Source organism: Clostridium sp. (genome assembly GCF_029258205.1).
GTDB lineage: Bacteria > Bacillota > Clostridia > Clostridiales > Clostridiaceae > Sarcina.
The window spans coordinates 1-13,399 of sequence record NZ_JARHZJ010000108.1 but is presented as its reverse complement, the minus strand read 5'-3'; the positions used below and the strand labels follow the sequence as shown (position 1 = coordinate 13,399).

The following is a 13,399-nucleotide window of genomic DNA, read 5'->3' as shown; positions in this document are numbered from 1 at the left end:
ATTAAATATAATATCTATAAATGTGAATATTATTATATTTTATGACATTATATTTATAGAATAGTATGTTTTATAAACTTAAAATAAAAATATAGATAAATATATTTATTAAAAAATAGGGGGAGTATAGTCATGGTCAATAGAATTGTATTAAATGAAACTTCTTATCATGGAGCAGGAGCTATCAAAGAAATTGTTACAGAAGTAAAGGGAAGAGGTTTTAAAAAAGCTTTCTTGTGTTCAGATCCAGATTTAGTTAAGTTTGGAGTTACAGGAAAGGTTACTTGTATATTAGATGAGGCTAATCTTAGTTATGAATTATATACAAATATTAAAGCAAATCCAACTATAGAGAATGTAAAAAGTGGTGTAGATGCTTATAAAAAATCTGGTGCAGATTATATCATTGCAGTTGGTGGTGGCTCATCAATGGATACTGCAAAAGCCATAGGAATTATAATAAATAATAAAGAATTTGAAGATGTAGTAAGCTTAGAAGGAGTTGCGCCAACTAAGAATAAATCTGTTCATATTATTGCTGTTCCAACAACAGCTGGTACAGCAGCAGAAGTAACTATAAATTATGTTATTACTGATGTTGAAAAGAATAGAAAATTTGTATGTGTAGATACTCATGATATTCCAGTAGTAGCAATTATTGATCCTGAAATGATGCAAAGTATGCCAAAGGGACTTACTGCTGCAACTGGTATGGATGCATTAACTCATGCAATAGAAGGATATATAACAAAAGCTGCATGGGAAATGACAGATATGTTCCACTTAAAAGCTATTGAATTAATTTCAAAACATTTAAGAGGAGCAGTAGAAAATACAAAAGAAGGAAGAGAAGGAATGGCATTAGGACAATACATTGCAGGAATGGGATTCTCAAATGTTGGACTTGGAATAGTTCACTCTATGGCACATTCCTTAGGAGCTGTTTATGATACACCTCATGGGGTTGCAAATGCAATTATTCTTCCAACTATTATGGAATATAATGCAGAGGAAACAGGAGATAAATATAAATATATTGCAGCTGCTATGGGAGTTAAAAACACAGAAAACATGACAGTTGAAGAATATAGAAAAGCAGCAGTAGATGCAGTTAAAAAGCTTTCAGAGGATGTAGGAATACCAGCTAATCTTAAAGAGATAGTTAAAAAAGAAGATATACGATTTTTAGCTGAATCTGCTTATAATGACGCTTGTAGACCAGGTAATCCAAAGGAAACATCCGTTGAGGATATAATGGCTTTATATGAATCTTTAATGTAAAAATAAAATACCCTATTAGATGAATTAATTTCACCTAATAGGGTATTTTTTATTTATTAATAAATAGTTTTTTTATAGTAAGTTTATTTCCTAATATCATCTTATTAAATTAGGAGTTTCCAAGGTTTTTAAATATTGTTTTGGTGTTATTCCTTTATGTTTCTTAAAGGTTTTAATAAAGTAACTTACATCATTAAATCCGCAATTTAAAGCAATCTCAGTAATGGAAAGCTCTGTTGCAAGTAGTTTTTCACAAGCAATTTCAATGCGATAGTAATTTAAATATTCTATAGGAGTTTTATTAATCATTTCATTAAAAAATCTACAAAAATATTTTGGAGACATACCAGAAGCTCTTGATAAGTCCTCAAGAGTTAAAGGGTTTTGATATTCATTTTCTATTAATGTTATAACATTCTTTAATTGAAGAAACCTTTCTTTAGTTTTTTTAGTATATTTATCATTCTTCACATACAATTTATGTTTTAATATAGTTCCTATTAAATAATATAAAGCACCCTGAGTTATAAATTCATAACCTGTATTTTTAAGTCGCATGGCTTCAAATAATGATGTACAGCAATTATTTAAATCTTTTATATTTGAAGGAAGTTTAGGAGCTATAACTTTATTATGATTTACAATGTCATATATTTGTTTTGTGCAGGCGTTATTATCCTTTAAAAGTAATTTCATATCAAAAACTATACATTCATAAATACAATCATTAGGTAAACCACCATGAAATATTCCACTATGAACAAAAATAATATCATTCTTTTTTGATACTATCTTTTCTTTATCTATAAATAGTATAAATTCTCCTTCTAAAATTCTAATTATCTCACATTCAGTATGCCAATGATAAGGCATAGTGTATCTAGAATGATTAGGAGTGACGTGATAAAACTCTATTGGAAAATCGAAAGTTCCATGTTGTTTATTCTCCTTATAATCAAAATACTTCATAAATTCCCTCCTATATAAAAGTGAATATTATTATATTTTTTGACTATTATAACACTAGAAAACGTTTGTATAAATATATACAATAAATTTATAGAAAAAATTAACATAAAAGTTAAATTTTTGAAATTGATTAGGGGGTAATAATTATGGCAAAGAGTAGATTAGTAGGAAAATATCCTGTAATAGGAATAAGACCAACTATTGATGGAAGAAGAGGAGTAATTGATGTAAGAGGTTCACTTGAAGAACAAACAATGAATATGGCAAAGTCAGCAGCAAAGCTTTTAGAGGATAATTTAAAATATTCAAATGGAGAAAAAGTAAAGGTTATAATAGCTGATACTACAATTGGAAGAGTTCCAGAGGCGGCAGCTTGTGCAGATAAATTTAGAAGAGAAGGTGTAGATATAACACTTACAGTTACTCCATGTTGGTGCTATGGTGCAGAAACAATGGATATGGATCCTATGACCATAAAAGGGGTATGGGGATTTAATGGAACAGAAAGACCAGGAGCTGTTTATTTAGCATCAGTTTTAGCAACTCATGCTCAAAAAGGACTTCCTGCCTTTGGAATATATGGTCATGATGTTCAAAATGCAGATGATACTGAAATACCAGAAGATGTAAAAGAAAAGATATTAAGATTTGGAAGAAGTGCAGTTGCAGCAGCATCTATGAGAGGAAAATCTTATCTTCAAATTGGATCAATATGTATGGGAATAGGTGGTTCTATTATAGATCCAAACTTTATAGAAGAATATTTAGGCATGAGAGTAGAATCTGTTGATGAAGTAGAAATTATAAGAAGAATGACTGAAGAAATATATGATAAAGATGAATTTGAAAGAGCTTTAAAATGGACTAAGGAAAAATGTAAGGAAGGTTTTGATAAAAATCCTGAGAATGTTCAAAAAACAAGAGAAGAAAAGGATAAAGATTGGGAATTTGTAGTTAAAATGATGTGTATTATAAAGGATTTAATGAATGGAAATGAAAATTTACCAGATGGATGTGAAGAAGAAAAATTAGGACATAATGCAATAGCAGCAGGTTTCCAAGGACAAAGACAATGGACTGACTTTTATCCAAATTGCGATTTCCCAGAAGCACTACTTAACACTTCATTTGACTGGGATGGTGCTAGAGAGCCTTATATATTAGCTACTGAAAATGATGTTTTAAATGGATTTGGTATGCTTTTTGGAAAGTTGCTTACGAATAAAGCACAAATATTTGCAGATGTTAGAACTTACTGGAGCCCTGATGCAGTTAAGAAAGCTACAGGATATGAATTAGAAGGAGTAGCAAAGGAATCAGATGGATTTATACATTTAATAAATTCAGGTGCAGCTTGTCTTGATGCATGTGGACAGGCTAAAGATGAAAATGGAAATGGAACAATGAAAGCTTGGTATGATGTTACAGAAGAAGATCAAAAAGCAATACTTGCTGCAACTACATGGAATGCTGCTGATAATGGATACTTTAGAGGTGGTGGATATTCATCAAGATTCTTAACAGAAGCTGAAATGCCAGTAACAATGATACGTTTAAATATTGTAAAGGGTCTTGGTCCAGTTGTTCAATTAGTTGAAGGATATTCTGTAAAACTTCCAGATGAAGTATCAGATAAGTTATGGAAGAGAACAGATTATACTTGGCCTTGTACTTGGTTTGCACCAAGACTTACAGGAAAAGGAGCATTTAAATCTGCTTATGATGTAATGAATAACTGGGGAGCTAATCATGGAGCTATAAGTCATGGACATATAGGTGCAGATATAATTACTTTATGTTCTATATTGAGAATACCTGTAAGCATGCATAATGTTCCAGAGGAAAAAATATTTAGACCAGCAGCTTGGAATGCTTTTGGAATGGATAAAGAGGGACAGGATTATAGAGCTTGTAAGGCTTATGGACCAATGTATAAATAAAAAAATTAGCAGGTGATACTATGAAAGATATAAATTTAAAAAGTAAAGTATTAGCCTTTGATTTTGGTGGATCAAGTGGTAGAGCTATTCTTGGAAGTTTTGATGGAAATAAAATTAATATAAAAGAAATTCATAGGTTTTCTAATGATCCTGTATTTATAAATGGAACCATGTACTGGGATGTTTTAAGATTGTTTTTTGAAATAAAGCAAAGTCTTATAAAAGCAAAACAGTTTGGTGAAATTGATAGTATTGGAATAGATACCTGGGGAGTTGATTTTGCCCTTCTAGATAAGGATGGACAGTTAATTGAAAATCCAGTTCATTATAGAGATGAAAGAACTCTTGGAATGGTAGAAAAGAGTTTTGAAAAAATATCAAAGGATGAATTTTATAGTATAACCGGTAATCAATTTATGGAAATAAATACTGTATTTCAACTATTAGCATTAAAAGAAAAGAGATCACATCTGCTTGAAAGAGCAGATGTGCTGCTCCTAATGCCTGATTTATTTAATTATTTACTAACAGGAAAAATGGTTACCGAAAATTCTATAGCATCAACAACACAGCTATTTGATGCCAAAGAGAGAACTTGGTCAGATAAAATAATAAATGCTTTAGGTCTTCCGAGAAAAATATTTACTGAGATAGTTAAAAGTGGAACAGTAATTGGGGGGATATCACAGAAAATATGTGATGAACTTAAAATAAAAAAGTGTAAAGTTATTGCAGTAGCAGGACATGATACTCAAAGTGCATTAGTATCAGTACCAACTACAGAAAAAGATTTTGTGTTTTTAAGTTGTGGAACATGGTCTCTACTTGGAACAGAGCTTGATGATCCAATTATTAATGAAAAATCAAGTAAGTATAATATTACAAATGAAGGTGGATATGAGAATAAAGCCTCATTCCTTAAAAATATTATTGGATTATGGTTAATTCAAGAAAGTAAAAGACAATGGGAAAGAGAAGGAAAAGAGTATAATTTTCAAACTTTAGAAGAAATGGCAAGAGAGGTAAAACCTTTTAAATGCTTTATAGATCCAGATGATCCTATATTTGTACAAGCTGGGGATATTCCTAGTAGAATAAAAGATTATTGCTTAAGAACTAATCAAGAAGTTCCAGAAAGTTGTGGAGAAATTGTTAGATGCATAAATGAAAGCTTAGCTATGAAGTATAGGTATTCTTTAGAAGAAATAAAGGATTGTACTAGTAAAAATTATGATGTTCTTTATATGGTTGGTGGTGGAACTCAAAGTAAATTATTATGTCAGATGACTGCAAATGCATGTAATATTAAAGTTTCAGCAGGACCTATTGAAGCTACAGTTTATGGAAATATAGCAATACAGCTTATGGCAACAAATAAAATAGAGAATTTATATAAAGCACGTGAAATTATAAAAAACTCTAATGATATGAGTTATTATGAGCCTCAAAATTATGAATTATGGGATGAGGAATATGAAAGGTTTAAAAATATAATTAAATCTGAGGAGGGAATTAAATGTTAAAAGGAGTACCAAAAATATTATCACCAGAATTACTTAAAGTATTATGTGAGATGGGACATAGTGACAAGATAGTAATTGCAGATGGTAACTTTCCAACAGAAAGTATGGGAAAGGACTGTATAGTTGTTAGATGTGATGGACATGGAATTCCAGAGTTATTAGATGCAATATTAGAAGTATTCCCACTTGATACTTACGTTCAAGATCCAGTGAATTTAATGGAAGTTATGAAAGGTGATAATGTTAAGACACCTATTTGGGATGAATATAAAAAGATAATAGGAAAGTATGATGAGCGTGGTAGTAATACTGTTTCAACTATAGAAAGATTTAAGTTTTATGAAGAGGCAAAAAAAGCTTATGCAATAATTGCCACAGGAGAAAAAGCATTATATGCAAATGTTATATTACAAAAAGGTGTAGTAATTTAGTAAAAGACATAGAATGGAGGGAATTATTTTGGAGAATATTGAAAAATTAAAATACATGGAAATAAGAGAACAGATATGTGATGTATGCCATAAAATGTGGCAATTAGGCTGGGTAGCAGCAAATGATGGGAATGTATCAGTAAAATTAGAAGATGGTACATTTTTAGCTACCCCAACTGGAATTAGCAAAAGTTTTATAACACCAGAAAAATTAGTTCATATTGATGAAAATGGTAAAGTGCTTGATGGACCAGAAGGAGCAAAGCCTTCATCAGAAATAAAAATGCATTTAAGATGCTATAAGGAAAGAGAAGATGTTGGAGCTGTTGTTCATGCACATCCACCAACTGCAACAGGATTTGCAGTAGCTCATCTTGATTTAGATAGATATACAATGATAGAAACTGTAATTGCAATTGGCTCAATTCCAGTAACTCCTTATGGAACACCTTCAACTTATGAAGTTCCAGATTCAATAGCACCATATCTTCAAGAACATGATGTTTTATTATTAGAAAATCATGGAGCGTTAACAGTTGGAGCAGATTTAATAACAGCTTATTATAGAATGGAAACATTAGAGTTATATGCAAAAATAAGTTTAACAGCTCATCTTTTAGGGGGAGAAAAGGAAATATCAAGAGAAAACATTGATAGATTGATAAACATGAGAAAAGACTATGGAGTAACTGGAAAGCATCCAGGATTTAAGCGTTATAGAACTGAAGAATAATATTAAGTTTAGATATTAGGGGAGGGTTTATTGTGGATAAAATGAGTACTATGGATAAAACAGCTATTGTACCTAAAAAATATAGAGTGCATTTTATAATGCTTATATCATGTTTTGTACTTTGGGGTCTTTTAAATAATATGACTGATAATCTTGTTCCTGCCTTTGGAAAGATATTTATGTTAGAAGCTGCTGACTCATCTTTAGTACAAGTAGCTTTCTATGGATCATATGCAGTACTTGCACTACCAGCAGCAATACTTATTAAAAAATATTCTTATAGAAATGGAGTATTAGTAGGACTTGGATTATATATAATTGGAGCAATGGGATATATTCCAGCTGCAATGCTACAAAACTTTAATTTATTCTTAGTATCAGTTTTTATTTTAGCTGGTGGACTTTCAATATTAGAAACTACTTGTAATCCATATGTAATCTCTTTAGGAAGTGAAGAGACAAGTGTTCGTCGTTTAAACTTAGCACAAGCCTTTAATCCTATTGGTTCATTAGCTGGTATTATAATGGCTAAATATATAATATTAGGGAATTTACATCCAGCAACTTATGAAGAGAGAGTCGCTATGGGACCAGAGGCCTTAAGTAAAATACAAAACAATGAATTAATATGGGTATGTGTACCATATGTTAGTTTAGTTGTTATAGCTATAATAATTTGGTGTTTCTTTAAGAAAAGTAAAGGTTCAGAAAAAGATGATTCAGGAGAACTTAATATAATTGAATCAATAAAGAAATTAGTAAAAATTCCACGCTATGCTTTTGGAGTAATAGCACAATTTTTCTATGTTGGAGTTCAAATAGCTGTTTGGACTTGGACTATAAAATATGTAATGATCACTGTTGGTATAGATGAAGCATCTGCTGCTAAATATTATCTTATAGCTATGTTTGGATTTATAGCATGTCGTTGGATATGCACAGCACTTATGAAATATATAGAGCCAGCTATTATGATGGCTGTATTTGCAGTACTTGGAATATTATGCAGTCTAGGAGCAATATACTTACCTACAAATTTATCTGTTTGGTCTTTAGTTTTAATTTCATCATGTATGTCATTAATGTTCCCAACAATTTATGGTATAGCTCTTGAAGGATTAGGAAAAGAAGTAAAAGTTGGTGCAGCAGGTCTTATAATGGCAATATTAGGTGGTGCGGTTATAACACCTATAATGGGATTGTTTATTGATAGTGGAAAGTTATCAAGTTTAGTTGCTTCATATCAAGGGATAGAAGCTGCAGTTCGTTCAGCATTCTTTATACCTGTAATTTGTTTTGCAGTTGTTCTTATTTACTCATTATGTTTTAGAAAGAAAAAAACAGCATAAATTTTGAAAGTTATATAAAGTACAATTTATTTAAAAAGTTAACTTTAAATAGTTATAGAAAAAATATAGTTTAAATAAATCTTATATCCTTAGGCATTGATATAAGTTGCCTAAGGATATTTTTATTATTAAAAATTAATTGAGTTTAAGAAAAACTTAACTCTAACTTTTAACGTGGGTGTATAAAAATAAATTTTCATATTAGTTGTGAAAAAAGGTGGATTCATAAATTTGAATCCACCTTTTTGCGTATACTATTTTTTACTAACATAATTTTTAATTTTATAATATTTAATTACTATTACAGCATTTATTATAAAAATAGGAAATAGTATAAACATTCCTATGAAAAACCAATGATACTGTATTAAAAATAGTTTTTTAAAAGGTACATCCCAATAGGATACTTCAAATACAGGAACAGCGCCATCACCAGAGAATTCATAAGTTACATCTTTTACTTTTCCATAAACAGTAAGAGAACCAATTTCAGCTGGATCAGTAACAAGATCATAGGGTGTATTGCCTACAAGCTTTATAAGACAAGTATTCGCTTCAGGATAGGTATTTTTCAAAAAGTTTTTTAACTTTTTTGAATCTTCTTTAAGGTAGTGAGTTGCTCCAGTAACCGCTTGATAATAGACCTTTAGTTTTATATCACTTTTTTCAATGGCTGATCTTCCTATTAATTTAATTGGTGAAAATATGAGAAAAGCTAAAAGTAAAGCATAAATTACCACAAAAATCTTTTGAAACTTCATAGTTCACCTCCAGTAATTATGTATTTTCCTAAATTATCAAGAATTTATATAGTAAAAATTTAAAAAGATTTATTTCAAAACAAGTTTGCATTTAAAATTAATACACTACAATTATAAATATAATAAAATTATATCATGAAGTAATTTTAAAAAATTAAACTGAATGTAAAATTTATTAAAGATATGTACTTAGATAAGTTTTACTTTATTTTAATAGCTTCTAATAAATTACTTTGATATTATTAAAAATTCAACCTATACAATATATAAAATTTTAATAAAATATTTACTTAAAATATATAAAATGTAATAAAAAACTATGTTATAATTTTATTGTAAAATAAGTAAAAATATGGGTATGATTGTTAGAGATGCAATTTAAAATTAGATTTTGGTTTTTTAATTAATATTTATTTAAATTTATTCTAAAAATTCAGATAATAATTATCTTTGAATGAGTATATTAAGATTTTAAATGCATTTTTAATGAATATACACATAATAAACAATTAAATAATATATTAATTAGTTATAAGGGGGCTAGTTATATAGAGTTAATAAGTTTAATTTTTACTGAATTATTTTAGGAGGTGTTATAGAAGAGATTTTTGGTCTTATGCAAACTACAAAATTTATTATGAATTTTATAGTTTTAGAAAACGTTTTAAAGCAATCATAAATAAATATATTCTAATTTATAATCTGTTAATTTACTATGAAATTTAGTTTGATTTTTTTAGAAAAAGGGGTTCTTAAAGAATCAATTTAACAGGTATTGGAACTTATAGGGGGAATATTAATATGATGAAATATTTTCAGAAATTAGGTAAATCTTTAATGTTACCAGTTGCTGCACTTCCAGTAGCAGGTATATTAATGGGGATTGGATATTGGATAGACCCAAGTGGTTGGGGAGCTAATAATGTTATAGCAGCGTTTTTATTAAAATCTGGTGGAGCTATTATAGATAATATGGCAATTTTATTTGCTATTGGTGTTTCAGTTGGTATGTCAGATGATAATGATGGAGCTGCTGGTTTAGCAGGTTTAGTATCATGGCTTATGATAACTACATTATTATCTAGTGCCGTTGTTGCAATGATGCAAGGCGTAGATGTTGAAGCTGTTAACCCAGCCTTTGGAAAAATACAAAACCAATTTATAGGTATCATAGCTGGTTTAATAGGTGCTAGTTGTTATAATAGATTTAAAAATACTAAATTACCAGATTTCTTAGGGTTCTTTAGTGGAAGAAGATGTGTTGCTATAGTAACAGCATTTGCTTCAATAGTAGCTTCTTTAATTTTATACTTTGTATATCCTGTAATATATAGTGCATTAGTTTCATTTGGTGAATCAATAATAGCTATGGGACCAATAGGAGCAGGTGTTTATGGATTCTTCAATAGATTATTAATACCTCTTGGTTTACACCATGCGTTAAATTCAGTATTCTGGTTTGACATTGCTGGTATAAATGATATAGCAAACTTCTGGTCTGGAACAGGTACTTTAGGACAAACTGGTATGTATATGTCAGGTTTCTTCCCAGTAATGATGTTTGGTTTACCTGCTGCTGCTTTTGCAATGTATCGTTGTGCAAAAACTAATAGAAAGAAAGCTGCTGCTGGTATATTATTAGCTGCTGCTTTATCATCATTCGTTACAGGAGTAACTGAGCCATTAGAATTTGCATTCATGTTCTTAGCACCAGCTTTATATGTAGCTCATGCTGTATTAACAGGAATATCTATGGCAGTTGTTGCTGCTTTACCAGTAAGAGCAGGATTTAACTTTAGTGCTGGTTTAGTAGACTGGGGATTAAGTTTTGCAGCTCCAATGGCATTAAACCCATTATACTTATTAGGCATAGGTTTAGTAGTGGCAGTTATATACTATGTAGTATTCGTAGTTATGATAAAGAAATTTGACTTAAAGACTCCAGGTAGAGAAGATGATGAGGAGGATGATTCAAATGCAGTTTTAGCAAATAATAACTATACTGAAGTTGCAAAAATCATCTTAGAAGGACTAGGTGGAGCTTCTAATATTACTTCAATTGATAACTGTATAACTAGATTAAGATTAGAAGTAAAAGATAGTACATTAGTTAATGAGAAAAAGATAAAATCATCAGGTGTATCAGGGGTTATAAGACCTGGAAAAACAAGTGTTCAAGTTATAGTTGGAACACAAGTACAGTTTGTAGCTGACGAGTTTAAGAAGCTTTGTAAGTCTAAGAACTACGTATAATAATCAATAGATTTTTTAGGTGTGTATCAAACATTGTTTTGATACATGCCTTTTTATATAAAAATTTAATAAATTATCTCTTATATTAAAAAAACAAGTTATGCAGAATTTAAAACATATCTTTCTAAAATTTATATGTTATAATTTTTATTAATTTATATATATTGTAAAATAAGTTAATATAGTTATTAGATAATATAGATTGGAGAGATTTTATGAAACCAGCAGATTTAACAGGAATTCTATTACTTGCTTTTTTAGGGGGAGGGATATTAACTTTTTTAGGGATAATAATTAAACATTTTAATGCAGGAGATATTCTTAATGGTTTTGATGAAAAGAAGCATGATAAAGATAAAGTATCTAAAATTGTTGGAATGGACTTTTTAATAACTGGATTAAGTGTAATAATAATTGCTTTTATTAGTATATTTATACATGAAAAATATTATAATGTCATAATGATAACTCAAGGAATTATAATTGTTTTTGGATTAATAATAACTTTATATCATCAATTCTTTAAATGTGATAAAAAGTAATTGTAAATAAATATGAGGATGGAGGTTTTTATGTTTAAATTAAATCTAAAAGAAGAAGAAATTCTAATGAAGATTACAGTTATGAAATATGTGAGTAATAAAGATGCAACTATAAATTTTATAGCAAATTTAGTAACTAGAGCTGGTGGAGATGTTGCATATAAGGTTAATTTGATTGCAACAAAGGATTCTCTTTATTTAGAACATGTAGGACATGCATCTTTAGGTTATGCTGAAGAAACAAGAGAGATTAATAGGATACCATTTGAAGATTTAAAAGAATTTTCAGTAACTACTAAAGATAACAATGAAGAAGTAAAAATCGTAACTAATGAGAATGAATTTAATTTTTTTAGAGATAATTTAAAAGGTGATAATTTAGCTTTAACTATGGCTAAGGTAGTAGAAGATCTAAAGTAATATAGTGTTAAATTAATATAAAATTATAAAATGCATGAGTTTATTTAAATTAATAAATTGAAAGCTAGTAAGAGATTTCTCTTACTAGCTTTTGTTGTTTATAACATAAATAAATAAAATGGTATTTTTTTAAAAATAAATTAAATTAAAATATAAAATTACTTTATAAAAATCGATAAATAGCGAATTAATACAAAAAAATAAGTCGAATTTGTAAAAAAAATATAAAAAAATGAAATATTGTATTGAATATAGAATTAAATTTTAGTATTATATAAATACTAAAATAATATGTTGGCAAATCTAGGGAAACTTAGAGACATATAGCTAAATAGGCTAAGGTTATATTATAACTATGCTAGACAGTTGCCGAAGAATTAATATTCTTTGTTTTAATACAGTTAATTTATAAATATATGCTTAAATATATATTTATTTTTAGAACTATTTTTAGGCAACTATCTTTTAATTAATATTAAGAGAGGTTTTTTGAATAAAAAAATATAACTCTGTTATATTTCATAGATACAGGTAATTGATTTTGGGTTACATAGAAAATGAGGAGGGAAATTATGAAGAAACAAATATCTAAAATTCTTATTGCATCAATGGTAATGTCAACTGCAAGTCCAATATTAAATGTCTACGCTAGTGATGTTATGAAGGAAAAAATAACATCTATAGAAGAAAGCGTAATTAATAAGGCATCTATAAATCAATTTAATTTAAAGAATTATGAAAATTTTGATGAATATAATAAAAAATATAAAGTTCAAAGAGATGAAATAGTTTCAATAACAAATAATGGTGGTAAGTATGCATCAAATTCTATAGATAAGGCTATAGATGGTGATTTAGCTACTCATTGGGAAACTGGAAAACAAAATAGCTCTAATTTTACAAATGAGGTTATAGTTGAATTTAATAATGTAGAACCAATAAACAGAATAGCATATGCAACAAGACAAGATGGAGCAAAAGGAAAAGGATATCCAACAGAGTTTGAGATATATGCTTCAACAACTGGAAATGATGATGATTTTAAATTGGTTTCTCATGGAGAAAGTAAGTCAACAGGAAACCTTATGGAGTTTAAGTTTAACACAGTACAAGCTAAGAAGATTAAATTCGTATTTAAAAAAGCTAATCAAGATTGGGCAAGTGCATCCGAGTTTTGGTTTTATAAAGAAGATAATA

At 28.8% G+C, this 13,399-nt stretch carries 12 protein-coding genes and 1 riboswitch; of the genes, 10 read left to right on the top strand and 2 right to left on the bottom strand.

Annotated elements, in window-relative coordinates; all coding sequences use genetic code 11:
- Nucleotides 1–132 precede the first annotated feature (132 nt).
- On the top strand, nt 133–1,281 hold the full coding sequence (gene fucO, locus Q1J60_RS12985) for a lactaldehyde reductase (RefSeq protein WP_300263095.1): 1,149 nt from the start codon (nt 133–135) through the stop codon (nt 1,279–1,281).
- Between the two features lie 96 nt (nt 1,282–1,377).
- On the opposite strand, the gene Q1J60_RS12980 is transcribed toward fucO, so the two are convergent.
- A complete protein-coding gene (locus tag Q1J60_RS12980; protein WP_300263093.1) occupies nt 1,378–2,250 on the bottom strand; it encodes an AraC family transcriptional regulator in 873 nt (290 codons plus the stop codon).
- 146 nt (nt 2,251–2,396) lie between these two features.
- Here Q1J60_RS12980 and Q1J60_RS12975 point away from each other — a divergent pair, with 146 nt between their 5' ends.
- Genes Q1J60_RS12975 through fucP form a run of 5 tightly spaced genes read left to right on the top strand, consistent with a single transcriptional unit; the run spans nt 2,397 to nt 8,226 of the window.
- On the top strand, nt 2,397–4,190 hold the full coding sequence (locus Q1J60_RS12975) for an L-fucose isomerase (protein ID WP_300263091.1): 1,794 nt from the start codon (nt 2,397–2,399) through the stop codon (nt 4,188–4,190).
- Nucleotides 4,191–4,210: 20 nt separating this feature from the next.
- Nucleotides 4,211–5,713 (top strand): rhamnulokinase, encoded by a 1,503-nt coding sequence (locus Q1J60_RS12970; RefSeq protein WP_300263088.1) that lies wholly within the window; start codon nt 4,211–4,213, stop codon nt 5,711–5,713.
- The gene (locus tag Q1J60_RS12965) at nt 5,707–6,144 is read left to right on the top strand and encodes an RbsD/FucU family protein (protein ID WP_300263086.1); all 438 of its coding nucleotides are present in this window, start codon (nt 5,707–5,709) and stop codon (nt 6,142–6,144) included. The genes Q1J60_RS12970 and Q1J60_RS12965 overlap by 7 nt, the downstream gene beginning before the upstream one ends.
- 28 nt (nt 6,145–6,172) lie before the next feature.
- Entirely contained in the window at nt 6,173–6,877 is a 705-nt protein-coding gene (locus tag Q1J60_RS12960) for a class II aldolase/adducin family protein (protein ID WP_423249136.1), read from the top strand.
- A 41-nt stretch (nt 6,878–6,918) separates the two neighbouring features.
- A complete protein-coding gene (fucP, locus tag Q1J60_RS12955) occupies nt 6,919–8,226 on the top strand; it encodes an L-fucose:H+ symporter permease (protein WP_300263097.1) in 1,308 nt (435 codons plus the stop codon).
- Nucleotides 8,227–8,480: 254 nt separating this feature from the next.
- Here the strand turns inward: fucP and Q1J60_RS12950 are convergent, their stop codons facing one another.
- Complete coding sequence (locus tag Q1J60_RS12950) at nt 8,481–8,987, bottom strand: transposase (RefSeq protein ID WP_300263083.1); 507 nt, start codon at nt 8,985–8,987, stop codon at nt 8,481–8,483.
- Nucleotides 8,988–9,788: 801 nt separating this feature from the next.
- On the opposite strand from Q1J60_RS12950, the gene nagE reads away from it, so the two are divergent.
- From nagE to Q1J60_RS12930, 4 genes are all read left to right on the top strand, one after another.
- Nucleotides 9,789–11,240 carry an N-acetylglucosamine-specific PTS transporter subunit IIBC gene (gene nagE, locus Q1J60_RS12945; protein WP_300263080.1) on the top strand — a complete coding sequence of 484 codons (1,452 nt, stop codon included), beginning with the start codon at nt 9,789–9,791 and terminating at the stop codon, nt 11,238–11,240.
- 215 nt (nt 11,241–11,455) lie between these two features.
- Nucleotides 11,456–11,782 (top strand): DUF3784 domain-containing protein, encoded by a 327-nt coding sequence (locus tag Q1J60_RS12940; RefSeq protein WP_300263077.1) that lies wholly within the window; start codon nt 11,456–11,458, stop codon nt 11,780–11,782.
- A gap of 30 nt (nt 11,783–11,812) precedes the next feature.
- Entirely contained in the window at nt 11,813–12,202 is a 390-nt protein-coding gene (locus Q1J60_RS12935) for a hypothetical protein (protein ID WP_300263074.1), read from the top strand.
- A 286-nt stretch (nt 12,203–12,488) separates the two neighbouring features.
- Nucleotides 12,489–12,576: riboswitch (cyclic di-GMP riboswitch) on the top strand.
- A 198-nt stretch (nt 12,577–12,774) separates the two neighbouring features.
- On the top strand, nt 12,775–13,399 hold a 625-nt coding region (locus Q1J60_RS12930), incomplete at its 3' end, for a discoidin domain-containing protein (RefSeq protein WP_300263071.1).